Consider the following 17,232-nt stretch of genomic DNA (forward strand, 5'->3'; position numbering starts at 1 on the left):
GTTCTTTAATGCAGCTCTTTCTTAAGAGAGGGCTGTTTGCACCGGAGCCTTGAACAAGGCCGCAATCTTGCGCTTGGGCTTGATGCCAGCACTCTTGACGGGAGCCGTGCGGCTGTCCCAGGCAGCCGCTTCAGCAGCAGCACTGGCTTCATAAGGCTTGTCGAAGAACGGATCAGCGGATGCACGAGGGGCCATACGCGATGGGCGGTGGGGATGACTGGTGCGGGGAGCACCGTCAAACTCGCGCTCACGACGGGGGCGGAACTCCTCAGCACTACGGCTTTGGCGCGCAGGGCGGAAGTCAGCCATAGGCGCTGGCTCCACCGGAATCTTCTTTTTGATGAGCTTTTCAATCTCGGCGACCTGACGGCTGTCATGGTCGGTGACCAGCGTTACCGCCAGACCCGATGCGCCGGCACGACCGGTGCGGCCAATGCGGTGCACATAGTCTTCGGCATTGAAAGGCACGTCGTAGTTAAAGACCGCTGGCACATCCTTGATGTCCAGACCGCGAGCTGCCACATCGGTACAGACCAACAGATCGACTTCACCGGCCTTAAACGCTTCGAGCGCCTTCAGACGCTCGTCCTGGCTCTTATCGCCATGCAGGGCAGCGGCGCGCAAACCATCACGTTCCAGGGCGCGAGTCAGGCGGGCACAACCGAGCTTGCTGTTGGAGAAGATGAAGGCCTGACGAATCTCTCGCTCTTTCAGCACAGAGCGAATTGCGTAACGCTTGTCGTCGTCCGTCACCTTATAAAAACGCTGCTCCACAGTGGAAGCGGTTTCATTGGGGCGAGCCACTTCAATCGTGACGGGGTCTTGCAGGTAGCTACTTGCAAGGCGCTTGATCTCTGGCGAGAAAGTCGCCGAGAACAGCAGCGTGGTACGCGTCTTGGGCAAGTGCGACAGGATTCGCTGCAGATCGGGCAGAAAGCCGATGTCCAGCATGCGGTCGGCTTCATCCAGCACCACATATTCCACCTGATTGAGCACCACATTCTTGGCTTCGATGTGATCCAGCAAACGACCCGGTGTTGCCACCAGTACTTCGACGCCCTTCTTGAGCTCGATAGTCTGAGGCTTCATGTCCATGCCGCCAAACACCACGGTGCTGCGCAGCTTGGTGTGCTTGGCGTACAGCGCAATTTGCTGCGCCACCTGATCGGCCAGCTCACGCGTAGGCAACAACACCAGCGCACGCACCGGATGGCGAGCAGGGGACGCCGAAGCATTTTCGTGGCGCATCAGCCGCTGCAGCAAAGGCAGAGAGAACGCCGCTGTCTTGCCTGTACCCGTCTGGGCAGCGCCCATGACGTCCTTTCCGGTCAATACAACCGGAATGGCCTGCGCCTGAATCGGAGTCATGGACTCATAGCCCATGTCGGCAACAGCGCGAGCCAGGGGCTCAGCCAAGTGAAGATTGGAGAAAGAGCTTGTCATTGAGGGCGTTATTGTCGCACCGAGTGGGTTTTTCGCGTTGGCTTTGTGATTTTTTGGCGTTCGATCGGCTTTGCGCCCTGTGTTTACAGAGACACGCAGGCCATTCAATACCCCGTGTAATCTACCGGGATAACCCGGATTTCAGCAGGGTAACTCCCAAAAAAGAAAGGCGTGTGACTCAACACACGCCTTTGCCAGACAAACACAAAGTTTAAAGCGACTGAGCCGCAAAGGTGTCACAGGCCTTGACGCTGCCAGTTTTATAGCCCTGTGTGAACCAGCGCACACGCTGAGCACTGGAGCCGTGGGTAAAGCTGTCAGGACGCACGGTGCCAGTGGCTTCGCGCTGCAGCTTGTCATCGCCAATCTGCTGGGCGGCATTCATGGCCGATTCGATATCGCCTTGCTCCAGCCAGCTCTTGGCCTGCTGGGACTTGTTGGCCCAGATGCCCGCCAGGCAGTCCGCCTGAAGCTCAAGGCGCACGGACATGGCGTTTTGCTCACGCTCACTCACGCGGCCGCGCATGGCATCGACCTTGCCCGAGATACCCAGCAGGTTCTGTACATGGTGCCCCACCTCATGGGCAATCACATAGGCACGGGCAAATTCGCCAGGAGCACCCAATTGGCGGCTCATGGTGTTGAAAAAGTCCATATCCAGATAGACCTTGGAGTCACCGGGACAGTAAAACGGGCCCATGGCCGACTGCCCTGTGCCGCAGGCCGTGCGCGTCACACCCGTAAATAGTACCAGCCTTGGGCTCTGGTAGTTGGCACCGCCATCACGAAAAACCTGGCTCCATACATCTTCAGTTGAAGCCAGCACGGTAGAGACAAACTTGGCTCCTTGATCATCCGCTGCCGGGCGCTGCGCAGGCGCTTGCTGCTGCACCTGGGGTGAGCCATCGCCAGAGAGGATGCCAATCGTTGTCAGCGGGTTGATGCCAAAAACACCCCAACCGACCAGCGCCAGAACCACGGTGCCGATGCCAATGCTTCGGCCGCCTATGGGAAAACCACCACCGCCACGACCACCACCGTCACCACGGCGGTCTTCGACGTTATCTGACTCGCGGTTGCCTTCCCACTTCATGGTGCTTACTCCTTTGTTGTCTTGCACATGGCCTGCGCCGGGTGGCGATATTAAGGGCTCCCGTTCATATTTGACGTATCAGGCTGTGCTTTTGTCACCTGAAAAAACTTTGCCCACCATTGTTTACCTTTGGCGCGCTATTCAACGCCCAGCCGGGCTTGAAACCAGTGTCATACCCGAAGGAATTTGCGCGGCGTCTGGCTGGTTGCGCGCCATCTGCTCTTCCACCACATTGACCATGCTTAGCAGCAGATAGGCCACGGCCAGCAGACCGACGATGGCGAGGATGACAGAAATCCATAATTTGCCGGACGAAGACTTGCGCACTGCAGCCGCTTGCTGCTGAGTCGGCTCGTAGGCCTGGGCAGCGCCGCCCTCTCGCCAGACTGGCTCGGACTGTCCGTGGCTCGAAGGCGCCTGCGTCCAGGAGGGGTCTTTGCGCTGTTCTGTTCGAGAAGATGAGCCAAACATATGTGCAAAAAATCAATCAATAAAACAGACGATATTGTGCGCGCAGCTCACCCCGTCCCAAAGCGCTGATTCAGTGATCTCTTGTCGGCGAACACCGGGCCCGGCTTTCATTTTTGTAAGCTCTGCCTCTACCTCTGTCCCGTCTTTGGCCACTGGCCCGCATGACCATGAACACTCACTCCCAGCCCCGCTCTGCATTTCTCGATGCCAAGGCCACTGCAGCACTACTGCCGTGGACGGCTCTGGCCGACGAGGTAGAAACACTTTTGCGTCAGATGCAAAGCAGCTCCAATGTGTCGGTTCCGCCACGCATCGTCATGCCGACTGCGCCCGGCAACTGCCTGTTCTGCATGCCTGCCACCGATGGACAGGTGGTCATGACCAAGCTCATCAGCTTCACGCCCGGCAACGCACAGGCGGGCAGGCCCACCATTCAGGGCGATATCGTCGTCTTTGATGCTGCGACGGGAGAGCGCCAGCTGATTCTGGATGGCCCCACCATCACCGCTCGCCGCACCGCCGCCGTTTCTTTACTGGCCGCGCGCAAGCTGGCCGCGCAGCCGGATGGGCCTCTGCTCATCATCGGCGCAGGTGTGCAGGGCAGCGCCCATTTACAGGCTTTTACCCAAGGGCTGGGCACGCAAGAGGTCTGGATTCACTCGCGCAGCCACAGCAGTGCGCAAAACCTGCTGACGCAGGCACAGGCAATGGGCCTGCGTGCGCAGATTACCGATGATCTGGCTCTGGCCGCACGCCACTGCCCTCTGATCGTGACCTGCACACCCGCACAGGCCGTGGTCTTACATGAAGCGCCCCGCCCCGATGCCTTTGTCTGCGCCGTGGGCGCTTTTACGCCGCAGATGGTGGAGCTGGCCCCTGAACTGTGCTGGCGCTTTTTGCAGCAGGGCCAGATCGTGGTCGACACCAAAGATGCCGAGCACGAAGCGGGCGACCTGCTGCAAGCCGGTATTGATGTCACCGCCCTGCCCAATCTGGCCAGCGTGATGCAGCAAAACTGGGCGCGGGCCACGGGCCCTGTGCTCTTCAAATCCTGCGGCTGGGGCGGGTGGGACCTGGCTGCCACACGCCTGGCCCTGCGACAGCATCAGTCTGCGCAAGTGGCATAAACACTGAAGCGGCTTGGGGAAACGCTCCTGTTTCAGAAGCATCTAACGCTTTATGCATAAGCGCCAAATCCACTTTTCATTGAAATATCACCTCTCACACGGCGGCATCGTCAACCAGTCAAATCAGCTCTGACTTTCAGCGCAGATGACAAACTCTGAAAAACCAGTTTTAATAATACTCAAATTGAGTATAAATATTTAACAGAACAACTCAGGATGGAGACAATGCCAATCAAGACCGTGGAATTCGATCAGCCCGCCCTGGGCACCAATGCCAATGGCAGCGCCCAGTGCAGCATCGGTCAGGCCTGGGCCAGAGTGCTGCCCGAGCAAGATCAGGCGCAGCAGCGCCAGACTGCCCAGCGCATCAAAGCCCTGCTCAAGGAGCGCAATGCCGTCATGGTGGCCCACTATTACGTGGATGGTGCACTGCAAGATCTGGCCCGCGAAACCGGGGGCTGCGTGGGCGACTCGCTGGAGATGGCACGCTTTGGCGCCGAGCACCCCGCTACCACCCTGATAGTGGCAGGCGTGCGCTTCATGGGCGAGACCGCCAAAATCCTGAGCCCTGAAAAAACCGTACTCATGCCCGATGGGGACGCCACTTGCTCTCTTGATCTGGGTTGCCCGGCCGATGAATTCAGCCAGTTCTGCGATGCCCACCCCGACCGCACCGTGGTTGTCTACGCCAATACCAGCGCTGCCGTGAAGGCGCGGGCTGACTGGGTCGTCACCTCCTCGGTGGGGCAAGACATCGTTGCCGCCCTGCATGCACGCGGCGAAAAAATCCTCTGGGCCCCAGACCGGCATCTGGGCAGCCATATCCAGAAGCAGACCGGGGCCGACATGCTGCTGTGGCAAGGCAGCTGCGTGGTGCACGATGAATTCAAGGCCGATGAACTGCAGGCGCTGGCCGACGCCCATCCCGAGGCCGCGATTCTGGTCCACCCCGAATCGCCTGCCGAAGTCACTGCACTGGCCGATGTGGTGGGCTCCACCACCCAGCTGATTGCCGCCGTGGGCCGCCTGCCCACCAGCACCTTTATCGTCGCCACCGATCTGGGCATTCTTCACGACATGCGCCTGCGCTACCCCGGCAAGACCTTTCTGGCCGCGCCCACCGCAGGCACGGGCGGCAGCTGCAAAAGCTGCGCCTTTTGCCCGTGGATGGCCATGAACAGCCTGCTCGGTGTAGAGCAAGCCCTGCTGCACCGCCAAGGCGTGATTGAGCTGGATGCGGCCCTGGGACTTGCCGCCCGCAAACCCATTCAGCGCATGCTCGACTTCGCCGCCGCCCAGCGCCAGCGCGTGCAAGCCAGCGGCGACATGGTGCAAGACACCGCCCTGTTCCAGAACTTCGGCCCCGCCTGAAAGCCCCCATGCCCCACTCCAAAACGTGCACCGATGTGCTCATCATCGGCAGCGGACTGGCCGGCATGTCTCTGGCTCTGAGTCTGCCCGCCACGCTGCGCATCACCCTGCTCAGCAAAGGCCGCGCCGATGAATGCGCCAGCGCCTGGGCTCAGGGCGGCATTGCCGCCGTGCTGGACGCCAGCGATAGCCTTGAGGCCCATGTACAAGACACGCTGATCGCCGGCGCAGGCCTGTGCGATGAAACCGCCGTGCGCCGCATTCTGGAGCAAGGACCGGACGCCATTGCCTGGCTCCAGCAGCATGGCGTGCCTTTCAGCACTCAGGCCAATGGGCAGCTGCACCTGACCCGTGAAGGCGGCCACCGCGCGCGGCGCATCGTCCACGCCACAGACCGCACCGGGCTGGCCGTGCACCAGCGCCTGCTGCAGGCCTGCCAGAATCGTGGCCACATCACCCTGCTGCAGCACTGCACCGCCATGGAGTTGCTGCAAGATGCCCAGCGCCGCTGCGTGGGCGCCAGCGTGCGCAATGCCGATGGCCGCCACCAGCGCATGCTGGCCAGCCATACCGTACTGGCCACGGGCGGCATGGGGCAGATCTATCCCAGCACCACCAACCCCGCCACGACAACGGGCGATGGGATTGTCATGGCCTGGCGCGCAGGCTGCGCAGTGCGTGACCTGGAGTTCATGCAGTTCCATCCCACGGCGCTGCACCTCAATGGCAAGGCGGTGGGTCTGGTGTCTGAAGCCCTGCGCGGCGAAGGCGCGCTGCTGCGCCTGCCCGGCAAAAACGGCAACCCTGGCGAACGCTTCATGCTGCGCCACGACTCGCGGGCCGAACTGGCACCGCGCGACATCGTGGCCCGCGCCATCGATACCGAAATGCGGGCACACCAACTGCCCCATGTGCTGCTGGACATTACCCATCAGAGCCGCGACTGGCTGGCTCAGCATTTCCCCGGCGTCATGGCCTTGTGCGCGGCCCACGGCATTGACATTGCCACCCAGCCCATTCCCGTCGCGCCCTGCGCCCACTACACCTGCGGCGGCGTGCAGGCCCATGTGGATGGGCGCACCAGCGTGGCCGGACTGTGGGCGATTGGAGAAGTGGCACGCACCGGCCTGCATGGCGCCAACCGGCTGGCCAGCAACTCGCTGCTGGAATGCGTGGTCATGGGGCGCGCCGCTGCGCGGCGCATGGCCGATCAGCCCCTGCTCAAACACCCCACAGTTCATCGCACCCAGCGCCATGAGAGCAGCGGGTTCAGCCCCATCAGCCAGCACGAGATGCAGCTCAACTTGCAGCAGCTCATGCAGCAAAACGTGGGCATTGTGCGCAGCAACCACAGCCTGATTGCCGCCGCCAAGCAACTGGTGCTGTGGAGATCACAGTGGCGTGGTGCAGACCATGCCCTGCGCAACCAGCTCGTGCTGTGCAGCCTGATGGTGGACGCCGCCCTGCAGCGCCACGCCAGCGTGGGCGCGCACTGCAATCTGGACTGGCCCATGCGGGAAGCCGCCGCGGCGTGAATATCGGCTGAAAACAAAAAAGCCCGCGGCAGATACAGCGGGCTTTTCTGATGAGGCGCTTCAACCGTCAGGCGCGGGGCAAGGTCACGCCATGCTGACCCTGGTACTTGCCGTTGCGGTCCTTGTAGCTGGTCTCGCACTGCTCGTCGCCCTGGAAGAACAGCACCTGGGCGCAGCCTTCGCCCGCATAGATCTTGGCGGGCAGCGGTGTGGTGTTGGAGAACTCCAGCGTCACATAGCCTTCCCACTCGGGCTCGAAAGGCGTCACGTTGACGATGATGCCGCAGCGCGCGTAGGTGCTCTTGCCCAGGCACACGGTCAGCACATCACGCGGAATACGGAAGTACTCCACCGTGCGTGCCAGCGCAAAGCTGTTGGGCGGGATGATGCAGTAGTCGCCTTCCATATCAACGAAGCTTTTTTCGTCGAAATTCTTGGGGTCGACCACGGTGCTGTGAATATTGGTGAAGACCTTGAATTCACGCGCGCAACGAATGTCGTAGCCGTAGCTCGATGTACCGTAGCTGATGACCTTCTTGCCGTCGACCTGGCGCACCTGGCCGGGCTCGTAGGGCTCGATCATGCCGTGCTGCTCCGCCATCTGACGGATCCATTTGTCGCTCTTGATGCTCATTGGAAATCCTGTATCGCTTGGTTTTTGATAGCGCTATATGGCTATGTAACCAGCGCAAGATCGCTATTTTGCTTGAGAAACAATGGTTTGCTCAATCAGGCGGTCATCTCCGAGGATGATCATGGCAAACAGCAGCTCGTCCAGATTGCGCGCCTGAGCCGTCTTACGCTCCAAGAGCGGCGTGCAAGCCGGGTTGATGACTACAAAGTCTGCCTCGCAGCCGGGCTGCAGATTGCCAATCACGCCACCCAGGCCCAACGCCCGCGCCGCGCCCGCCGTGTGCTGCCACCACAGGTTTTGTGGCGACAGGCTTTGACCCTGCTTGGCATGACCCTCGCGACCCACCACATAGGCGGCCTGCATGGTACGAAACGGCGAAAAACTCATGCCGCCGCCCACATCGCTGGCCAGACCGTAGAGCATGTTCGATACGTCGGCCTTGAGGTAGTCGAAGTAGCCACTGGACAAGAACAGATTGCTGGTCGGGCTCACTGCGGCTGCCGAGCGGGTGCTCTGCATCAGCTGTCTATCGGTTTCATCCAGCCAGATGCTGTGCGCGTACACCGCCCGCTCGCGCATCAGGCCAAAATCGTCGTACACGGCCAGATAGCTGCGCGCCGCAGGAAACAGCTCTTTGACCCAGGCGATTTCGTCCAGATTCTCGGCCACATGGGACTGAATCCAGACATCGGAATATTTAGCCGCCAGCTCGCCCGCACCGCGCAGTTGCGCCTCGGTGCTGGTGGGCGCAAAGCGCGGGGTGATGGCGTAGCCCAGGCGATCCACGCCATGCCAGCGATTGATCAGGATCTCGGTGTCGATCAGGCCTTGCTCGGTATCATCGCGCACGCCATCGGGGCTGTTGCGGTCTTGCAGCACCTTGCCGGCAATCATGCGCATGCTGCGCTTTTGCGCCGCCGTCATGATGGCATCGACCGATGCGGGATGCGAGGTGGCAAAGGCCAGCGCCGTGGTCACGCCGTTGCGCAACAGCTCATCCATGAAAAATTCGGCCACGCCATCAGCGTATTCGCGGTCATGAAAGCGCGACTCGTGCGGGAAGGTGTAGTTCTCCAGCCAGGGCAGCAGGCCGGGGGCCGGTGCGCCGATCACATCGGTTTGCGGGTAGTGAATGTGCATGTCCACAAAGCCCGGAGCCAGCAGCTTGCCTGGCAGGTGGATGACTTCCACCCCTTCGCGCTGAATGTACTGATCGGCCAGCGCCTGCCAGCTGCCCGCAGCCACTACGCGCTGACGGCCCGAGGCATCTGCCGCCACGGCCAGCAGGGCGTCGGAGTCATAAACAGCCTGGCCGTCATCGGCAAAGCGCAGCAGGGCACTACGGTAGATTTTCATGAGCAAGAGCTTACGCGCCAGATCCGGCGAGCGGAACACGGCGGCGCTTATAGGGGCTATACGATTGAGCGCAGGCTTACGCTTAACCGCTATTAAAAACAAAGCTGCTTGCGCCTGTTATTCATAGGGTTCATGCATTTATTTACATGAAAACTAATAAAAACAAGCGCAAGCAGCTACGATTTTAAAAGCACTGCAGAGCGGCTATCAGCGTGGCAAGGCGCCAATCACACCTTCGGCCAGCCAGTTCATCTCCAGAATCTGCGCGTCGGTCAGCGTCGCTCCAGCGGGGATGCGCACAGCGCCAGCGTTGTCACGCACGGCCTGCTTGCCTGCGGAAAATGGCACGAGCTGACCCTTGGCCATCTGTTTTTCACGCATCAGCACCTCATCGCGCGCCGACTTGCTGAGCTTGGGGCCAAAGCCTTCCACGCCCACCATGCCGTCTTTCACGCCACCCCAGAAGTCCTGACTCTTCCAGCGGCCATCCAGCACCGCCTTGGCGCGCTGCTCGTAGTACTTGCCCCAGCGGTGGGTGACGGCCAGCAGTTGGGCATCCGGCGCGACCTTGCGCATATCAGTGTGAAAGGCAATCGCCATCTTGCCCCGCTCCTGCGCAGCCTGCATGACGGCTGTTGATGCGACCTGAAACGCCACCACATCCACATCCTGATTGAACAGTGTCATGGCCGCCTCGCGCTCGCGTGGCGGGTCAAACCAGTTGTCCAGCCAGATCACGCGCACCTGCGCCTTCGGGTTGACGCTGCGCATGCCTAAAGCGAAAGCGTTGATGCCCTGCAGCACTTCAGGAATGGGGAAACCGGCCACAAAGCCCGCCACGCCCGTCTTGCTGGCGCGCGCTGCGGCAATGCCCGAGAGATAGCGCCCCTCGTAATGCCGGGCATTGGCCGTGGCCACGTTGTCCTGGCGCTTGTAGCCGGTGAGGTTTTCAAACTTCACATGGGGAAAATCGCGCGCCACCTTGAGCGTGGGCTCCATATAGCCAAAGCTGGTGGTAAAGATCAGCTGGTTGCCGCTGGCAGCCAGGTCGCGCAGCACGCGCTCGGCATCGGCGCCTTCGGCCACGTTATCGACGGCCGTGGTCTGCACCTGGGCACCCAGCGCGGCCTGCATGGCTTTGCGGCCATCTTCATGCTGGCGCGTCCAGCCGGCATCCAGCACGGGGGTGACGTAGACAAAGGCGGCTTTGAGCGGTTGCGCGGCGGCGACCATGCCGACGCTGGAAGTCAGCAGCAAGGCGGCTGCCAGCTGGGCCAGGCGATGAGTGTTTTTGAACATCATGATGTGGATTGCGTCAATTGCGTGATGCAACTCATAGCGTTCGGAGTTGAGTCAGGGCTACACAAGGCGGCAAGCCATCGCACCAAAGCACGCACCAGCGAGTGCAGCGCCATCAGGGCGAACGAAGCGGATGTGCAAAAGCCATGCACCGCTCACGAACCAAAGTTGGATTTGAACGTGAGGTGCTTATGCAGCGCGGCCAGCAGAACGTGGCGCAGCGGCAGCTGGAAAGACAAATCGGATGCAGAGATCATCGCCCACGCACAGGTGGTTGATTTGTCTGCGTATTTTAGAAGTAACGCTCTTCATGGACTACCTCGACGGGATAGCGGATGGGACAGTCTGCGCGGCAGGGCGTGCAGACACGAGCCGCTATTGTCCTGCCAATTCAGGCCGCAGGTGGCTTGCTGCAGCGATTCCCTCAGAGCCGGGCAGTGGCTTTATCGCACCGGCCGGCTTAGAAACCGTTTACTCAATACAGGCCTTGGCCACGGCCAGAAAGGCGCGCACGGCGGGAGAGTTTTCGCGCTCGCGGTAGGCCAGAGCCATGTGCACCTGCTCTTTGAAGTCGCTCAGCGGCCTGAAGATGACGCCCGGCTGGTTCACCAGCCGGTTGGACTCTGGCAGCACCACAATGCCGTAGCCCGCAGCCGCCAGGCTGGTGGCGGTAATGAAGTCATTGACACGATACGCCTCGCGGGCTGAGAAGCCTGCCGCTTCGGCCAGCCGCGCCAGCACGTCGGCAAAGCCCTCGCTCTCATTCACAAACTGCGGTGCGATAAAGGTCTGGCCGCGCAGGTCGGCGGCGCTGATGGTGGCATTGCGCGCCAGCGGGTGGTTCTCGGCCATGGCAACCATAAAGGGCTCGCTGTGCACGATGATGGCTTTGACGCCCTCCGGGTAGCGGCGGCGCGGGCGCAGCAGCCCCGCATCAATCTCGCCTTGCTGCAGGGCCTGTAGCTGACGCGGTGTTTCCATGGCCAGCACCTGCATGTGCACCTGCTCATGACCGGGTCTAAACCGGGTCAGCACCCGCGCCAACATGCCCGAGGTCACGGCCGACGAGATATAGCCAAGCTTGACATGGCCGCTCATGCCCTGCGCGGCCAGCAGGCCGATTTGCTGGGCCCGCTCCATGTGGCGCAGCACGGCCACCGCTTCTTCATAGAGCAGCTCACCCGCATCGGTCAGCGTGATGGGCTTGCGCTTGTTGCGCTGCAGCAGACGCACGCCCAATTGCTGCTCCAGCTGCTGCACCTGCACGCTGACCGCTGACTGAGCCACACCCAGCTTGTCTGCGGCGCGAGAGAAATGCAGCTCCTGGGCCACAGTGACGAAGTGCTCTAGTTGCCTGTAGCTGAGCATGAAAACCTTTTAATCTGAATTAATTATTAAAAAATGCATTTAAACCCGTAGATCGTATCAAACAAGAAGTATTCAATCACACCATTCCTGATTGAAGTACCACTCGCCATGAACGCTACCCCCCCCCAGAACCTGATCCAGCCAGCAAAATACGAGATCGCGCCCCACCCCGAGCACCCTCGCCTGCTGAAGCTGACTCTGAACCCTGAAGCGCTGTCCGCCTACCTTGCCGACGTGAAGAGCATCGACGTGCAGAACCTGGAGTACGTACCCTTCATGCGCTTTCACATGGCTCGCCGCCTGATTGCCCATCTGGGTCAGGATTTTGCGGACACGCTGGTGCGCATCACCAAAGACCGCAAGCACGGCGGCTTTGTGCTGGGTCTGGAAGGCCTGACACAGGACAGCGACGAATACGTGAAGTTCGGTACCGCCATCGGCCACATTCTTGGCCCGAGCAACCACGACTCCATGTCCAACAAGTACTACGCGCGCTTCCTGGTCAAGCACACGGACGCCAGTGACTCCTATCTGCGTCAGGCCTACCGCCTGTTCACCATGCACACCGACGGCACCTTCGTGACCGAAGCCACCGACTGGTTGCTGATGATGAAATTCGACGAAAAGAACGCCGTGGGCGGCGAGTCGCGCTTCCTGCACCTGGACGACTGGAGCGAGCTGGACCGCTTTGTGCAAGACCCCATGGGTGCCAAGCCCCTGCTGTACAAGGCTCCCGGCTCCAAGAACGTGAACGAACGCGTGGAACGCCCGGTGTTCTTCCACGGCGAGTTCGGCCTGTCCATGTCTTTCATCGACCAGTTTGTGCAGCCTGCCAATGACGCAGAAGCCCACTACCTGCAGAGTCTGTCGGAATCCATGGAAAATTCACCCGGCACCCGCACCGTGAGCCTGCCCGCAGGCGATCTGGTGGTGCTGAACAACTACTTCTATGTGCACGGCCGCGCACCTTTTGAGCGCAACGAGCAACTGCACCGCGAGCTGATGCGCCAACGTGGCACATTTGCTCAGTAACGCCTGACACTTAGATGTTTCTGTCACGCCCCCGTGCACCGCAAGTGTGCGGGGGCGTAGCCAGTTAAGCCCCCCTGACTTTCGCTCTCGAAGCTCCTACCATGGCATCGTCACAAGCCCCCTCTGCAAACCCAGCCCTCGCCCCTAAGGCGCAAGCCGCCTACGGCCAACGCGCAGGGCTCCCCCGTCATCTGCAGAACATCTTGTCGCTGCAGGACTTCGAGGCCGCTGCCCGCAAACACCTGCCCCGCCCCCTCTACGGCTATGTCTCGGGTGCAGCGGAAGATTGCGTCTCCCTGCAGGCCAACCGCGACAGCTTTCAGCAATACGGCTTCAGCTCCAAGGTCATGGTGGATGTGTCGCAGCGCAACCAGAAGGTCGAGCTGTTCGGTCAGACCTGGGACTCGCCGTTTGGCGTGGCCCCCGTGGGCATCAGCGCCATCTCCGCCTACCGCGGCGACCTGGTGCTGGCGCAAACGGCTGCCGCCAATCGCATTCCCGCCATCATGAGCGGCACCTCCCTCATTCCCATGGAGGACGTGGCCAAGGCCGCGCCCTCTACCTGGTTTCAGGCCTATCTGCCCGGCGATACCTCGCGCATTGATGGCCTGATCGACCGCATCGAAGCCGCAGGCTTTGGCACCTTGGTCATCACCGTGGACATTCCCGTCTGGGCCAACCGTGAAAACAATGTGCGCACCGGTTTCTCCATGCCGCTGCGCCCCTCCCTGCGCCTGGCTTATGACGGCATCACCCGCCCGCGCTGGATGGTGGGCACCATGCTGCGCACCCTGATCAACCACGGCATGCCGCACTTCGAGAACTCGTTTGCCACGCGCGGCGCACCCCTGCTGTCCAACACCGCCATCCGTGACACCGCCGGCCGCGACCACCTGAACTGGAGGAACATCGAGCGCATTCGCCAGCGTTGGAAGGGCAACCTCGTTATCAAGGGCATCCTGAACGAAGACGATGCCGTGATGGCCGCCGACATCGGCGCGCAAGGCATCGTGGTCAGCAACCATGGCGGCCGCCAGCTCGACGGCGTGGTCGCCCCGCTGCAAATGCTGCCGTATGTGGTGGACCGCGTAGGCCACCGTACCGCCGTGATGATGGACAGTGGCATCCGCCGCGGCAGCGATGTGCTCAAGGCCATGGCCCTGGGTGCACGCATGGTGTTTCTGGGTCGCCCCTTCATGTACGCCGCCGCCGTGGGTGGTGCGCAAGGCGTGGATCACGCCATTACGCTGCTGCGCGATGAAGTCGATCGCAATATGGCGATGCTGGGTGCGACCTCCATGGCCGAGATCACCAAGGACTGCCTGCGCTCGACACCGCGCTGATGCGCTGCTGAGATCGTGCTGACACATGCCACTGCTTCAGCCGCATCAAAACGATCTCAGCCTTCAAACCCTTCTGTCAGATTTTCTTTGAGGTGATTCACAAACGACGCAATACGGGAAGAAAGTGCCGTGTTGCGGTAATACACCGCATTGATGGGCTGGCGCACCTCCAGGGTCTGACGGGGAAAAAGCTGCTGCAAGCGCCCCGCTTTGCGCTCGGTCTGCGTCATGAAATCCGACAGGCAGACAATGCCAGCTCCTTGCAGCGCCAGCTCCAGCAAGGTTTCTCCGCTGCTGGCGCGAACCGTGGGTTCGATATGCAGCGTCTGGCCATCGGCACCGACCAGCGGCCAGTCATTCAGAGACTCTGGCTGCATAAACCCCAGCAGCGGGTGTTTTGTCAGCTCCTCCACACTGCGCGGCATACCGTACTCTGCCAAATAGCCGGGGCTGGCCAGCACGCGAATACCGCTGCTGGCTATGGGCGTGGCATGCAAGCTTGAGTCCTTGAGGCTGCCAATGCGAATCGCCACATCGGTGCGCCGCTCCAGCAGGTCAATCACTCCCTCGTTGCTCGTCAGCTCCAGTTGCACCTGCGGATAACGCGCACGATAACTGGCAACCAGCGGCACGATGACATGGCGCATGAACGGAGAGGCGGCATCCACCCGCAAACGCCCCTCTGGCTGATTGCGGCGCAGCGTCATCAACTCCTCGGTCTCATGCACAGACGCCACGATCTGCCTTGCCCGTGCGAGAAAAATCGCCCCTTCCTCGGTCAACTCCAGCCGCCGGGTGCTGCGACGCATCAGTGTTGTACTGAGCTTGGCCTCCAGCCTTGCCAGGGTACGACTGGTGGCCGAGATGGTTTGCCCTAGCTGCTCAGCCGCGCCGGTGATGGAGCCGCTGTCCACCACGGTGATAAAGGCCTGCATTTCATCGAGTGTGATCTTCATATTTGAATTTTTATCAAATATTTTTTACCCATACATGTCTTTTTAGTTAATAAACAAAAGAACACACTTGCATTGTTCTCAGCCCTGCACGGGTTGATCGTTATCGCAACCGGGCATCCGCAAAGGAATGCCCTCAAGGAGTTTTTGTATGAACCATGTTCCAGCTTTCGGCGTGGGCACTTTTCGCCTGCAAGGCCAGGTCGTTGTGGATTCCGTGCGCAACGCACTCGAAGTCGGCTACCGGGCTATCGATACGGCACAGATCTATGGCAACGAAGCAGAGGTAGGCCAAGCCATCAAAGAAGCCGCCATTCCACGCGAGCAGCTCTTCATCACCACCAAGATCTGGGTGGACAACTTGTCCAGCAGCAAGCTCATCCCCAGCCTGCAGGACAGCCTGCGCAAGCTGGGCACCGAACAGGTAGACCTGACACTGATTCACTGGCCCGCCTTTCAGAACGTCGCTCTGGAAGAAGCCATGACGGCGCTGGCAGAAGCCAAGGCCCAGGGCCTGACGCGTCTGATCGGCGTGTCCAACTTCAATATCGACCTGACACAGCAAGCCATTGCCGCCGTGGGAAAAAGCGAAATCGCCACCAACCAGATCGAGCTAAGCCCCTATCTGCAAAGCCCCAAGCTGGTGAGCTTTCTGCAAAGCCAGAACATTGATGTGACGTCCTACATGACGCTGGCCTACGGCAAGGTGCTGGGCGAGCCTGTCATCGCGCAGATTGCACAGAACCACCAAGCAACGCCGGCACAAGTCGCGCTGGCATGGGCCTTGCAGCGCGGCTTTGCCGTCATTCCATCCTCCACCAAACGCGAGAATCTGGCCAGCAATCTGCTCGCGCAGAAGCTGCAACTGACAGACAGCGAAATGGCACTGATGGCAGCACTGGAGCGCAACGGACGCGAGGTGAACCCCGAAGGTCTCGCCCCCCTCTGGGACTGAGTCAGCACACCGCAAACAGATCGCCATTTATGAATAAACCCTTGAATCCAAGCTGGCCGCTGCTGGCCTTGGCCGTGGGTGCCTTTGGCATCGGCATGACCGAGTTCACCCCCATGGGCCTGCTGCCAGTCATTGCCGATGGCGTGGGTGCCAGCATTCCTGAAGCGGGCATGCTGATTACCGCCTATGCACTGGGCGTCATGATCGGAGCTCCCATCATGACGCTGGCTTTGGGCCGCATTCGCGTCAAAACTGCCTTGATATCGCTGATGGGCATTTTCGTCATCGGCAACATGCTGGCGGCGGCAGCGCCCGGCTACTCCACACTGTTGATGGCACGGCTGGTAACCAGCCTGAACCATGGCGCCTTCTTTGGCCTGGGTTCCGTGCTTGCGGCCAGTCTGGTGCCCAAAGACAAGCAGGCCAGTGCGGTGGCGGCCATGTTTCTGGGCCTGACGATTGCCAATATCGGCGGCGTACCGGCAGCCACATGGGTGGGCCAGCAAATTGGTTGGCGCATGGCGTTTGTGCTGACCGCCGCTCTGGGGGTGCTTGCCATGGCAGCACTGGCCATCACGCTACCGCGTGGCGAAGTGGGCAAGATGCCGGATGTGCGCCGCGAGTTGCGCGTGCTGACCCGGCCTCAGGTTCTGCTGGCCCTGGGGACGACCGTGATGGGCGCAGGCGGCATGTTCACGCTCTATACCTATGTGGCCCCTGTGCTGCAAAGCATGACGGAGGCGACACCCAACTTTGTCACGCTGTCGCTGGTCATCATCGGCCTGGGTTTCACCATCGGCAACTGGCTGGGCGGGCGGCTGGCCGACTGGTCGCTGGACGGCAGCACCAAGCTGTTCCTGGCTGCATTGGCGCTCATCATGCTGGCACTACCCTTTGTTCTGCCTTCAAAGGCCGGGGCGCTGCTGGGCTTGCTGGTCTGGGGCATCGCCACCTTCGCCATCGTGCCGCCGGTGCAGATTCGGGTCATGCAGGCTGCGGCAGAAGCGCCCGGCCTCGCAGCCTCAGTCAACATCGGCGCGTTCAATCTGGGCAATGCGCTGGGCGCTGCCGCCGGGGGGGCCGTGATTTCAGCGGGCTGGGGTTATGCCTCGGTGAGCTGGGCCGGAGCCGTGCTGGCGGCCGCGGGTTTGAGCCTGGTCATTGGCGGATCGCGAAGCACTCGCAGACTGGCCTCCGCTTGAGCCCGGCACCGAGCACTTGCAGGTACCCCTAAGATAGGACGCTTGAATAA

At 61.0% G+C, this 17,232-nt stretch carries 15 protein-coding genes; 7 read left to right on the plus strand and 8 right to left on the minus strand.

What is annotated here, in order from left to right:
* Positions 1-21 precede the first annotated feature (21 nt).
* From HF327_RS17580 to HF327_RS17590, 3 genes are all read right to left on the minus strand, one after another.
* Complete coding sequence (locus tag HF327_RS17580; protein ID WP_198461630.1) at positions 22-1,443, minus strand: DEAD/DEAH box helicase; 1,422 nt, start codon at positions 1,441-1,443, stop codon at positions 22-24.
* Positions 1,444-1,654: 211 nt separating this feature from the next.
* Positions 1,655-2,536, minus strand: coding sequence for a KPN_02809 family neutral zinc metallopeptidase (gene ypfJ / locus HF327_RS17585; protein ID WP_198461631.1), 882 nt, complete (start codon positions 2,534-2,536; stop codon positions 1,655-1,657).
* Between the two features lie 141 nt (positions 2,537-2,677).
* On the minus strand, positions 2,678-3,007 hold the full coding sequence (locus HF327_RS17590) for a hypothetical protein (RefSeq protein WP_198461632.1): 330 nt from the start codon (positions 3,005-3,007) through the stop codon (positions 2,678-2,680).
* A 167-nt stretch (positions 3,008-3,174) separates the two neighbouring features.
* Between HF327_RS17590 and HF327_RS17595 the strand changes: the two genes are divergently transcribed.
* The 3 genes from HF327_RS17595 (at position 3,175) to nadB (ending at position 7,040) form a co-directional block, all read left to right on the plus strand.
* The gene (locus tag HF327_RS17595) at positions 3,175-4,134 is read left to right on the plus strand and encodes a delta(1)-pyrroline-2-carboxylate reductase family protein (RefSeq protein WP_198461633.1); all 960 of its coding nucleotides are present in this window, start codon (positions 3,175-3,177) and stop codon (positions 4,132-4,134) included.
* Positions 4,135-4,359: 225 nt separating this feature from the next.
* Positions 4,360-5,505, plus strand: a complete 1,146-nt coding sequence (gene nadA, locus HF327_RS17600) for a quinolinate synthase NadA (RefSeq protein ID WP_198461634.1) — start codon at positions 4,360-4,362, stop codon at positions 5,503-5,505.
* 8 nt (positions 5,506-5,513) lie between these two features.
* On the plus strand, positions 5,514-7,040 hold the full coding sequence (gene nadB, locus HF327_RS17605; RefSeq protein ID WP_198461635.1) for an L-aspartate oxidase: 1,527 nt from the start codon (positions 5,514-5,516) through the stop codon (positions 7,038-7,040).
* A gap of 67 nt (positions 7,041-7,107) precedes the next feature.
* On the opposite strand, the gene dcd is transcribed toward nadB, so the two are convergent.
* The 4 genes from dcd to HF327_RS17625 form a co-directional block, all read right to left on the minus strand.
* The gene (gene dcd, locus HF327_RS17610) at positions 7,108-7,674 is read right to left on the minus strand and encodes a dCTP deaminase (RefSeq protein WP_099736037.1); all 567 of its coding nucleotides are present in this window, start codon (positions 7,672-7,674) and stop codon (positions 7,108-7,110) included.
* Between the two features lie 63 nt (positions 7,675-7,737).
* Positions 7,738-9,030, minus strand: coding sequence for a guanine deaminase (gene guaD, locus HF327_RS17615; protein ID WP_198461636.1), 1,293 nt, complete (start codon positions 9,028-9,030; stop codon positions 7,738-7,740).
* 207 nt (positions 9,031-9,237) lie between these two features.
* The gene (locus HF327_RS17620; protein WP_198461675.1) at positions 9,238-10,329 is read right to left on the minus strand and encodes a BMP family ABC transporter substrate-binding protein; all 1,092 of its coding nucleotides are present in this window, start codon (positions 10,327-10,329) and stop codon (positions 9,238-9,240) included.
* 471 nt (positions 10,330-10,800) lie between these two features.
* Positions 10,801-11,697: a LysR family transcriptional regulator gene (locus HF327_RS17625; protein ID WP_198461637.1), complete on the minus strand. Its 897-nt coding sequence runs from the start codon at positions 11,695-11,697 to the stop codon at positions 10,801-10,803.
* A gap of 108 nt (positions 11,698-11,805) precedes the next feature.
* On the opposite strand from HF327_RS17625, the gene glaH reads away from it, so the two are divergent.
* Both glaH and HF327_RS17635 read left to right on the plus strand, forming a co-directional pair.
* Positions 11,806-12,729, plus strand: coding sequence for a glutarate dioxygenase GlaH (glaH, locus tag HF327_RS17630; protein ID WP_198461638.1), 924 nt, complete (start codon positions 11,806-11,808; stop codon positions 12,727-12,729).
* A 101-nt stretch (positions 12,730-12,830) separates the two neighbouring features.
* A complete protein-coding gene (locus HF327_RS17635; RefSeq protein WP_198461639.1) occupies positions 12,831-14,072 on the plus strand; it encodes an alpha-hydroxy acid oxidase in 1,242 nt (413 codons plus the stop codon).
* 56 nt (positions 14,073-14,128) lie between these two features.
* Here the strand turns inward: HF327_RS17635 and HF327_RS17640 are convergent, their stop codons facing one another.
* Entirely contained in the window at positions 14,129-15,028 is a 900-nt protein-coding gene (locus HF327_RS17640; RefSeq protein WP_198461640.1) for a LysR family transcriptional regulator, read from the minus strand.
* Positions 15,029-15,176: 148 nt separating this feature from the next.
* On the opposite strand from HF327_RS17640, the gene dkgB reads away from it, so the two are divergent.
* Positions 15,177-15,980, plus strand: coding sequence for a 2,5-didehydrogluconate reductase DkgB (gene dkgB / locus HF327_RS17645; protein ID WP_198461641.1), 804 nt, complete (start codon positions 15,177-15,179; stop codon positions 15,978-15,980).
* Positions 15,981-16,021: 41 nt separating this feature from the next.
* Positions 16,022-17,182, plus strand: coding sequence for an MFS transporter (locus HF327_RS17650; protein WP_407927053.1), 1,161 nt, complete (start codon positions 16,022-16,024; stop codon positions 17,180-17,182).
* Positions 17,183-17,232 lie beyond the last annotated feature (50 nt).

Source organism: Comamonas suwonensis (genome assembly GCF_012844455.2).
Lineage (GTDB): Bacteria > Pseudomonadota > Gammaproteobacteria > Burkholderiales > Burkholderiaceae_C > Comamonas > Comamonas suwonensis.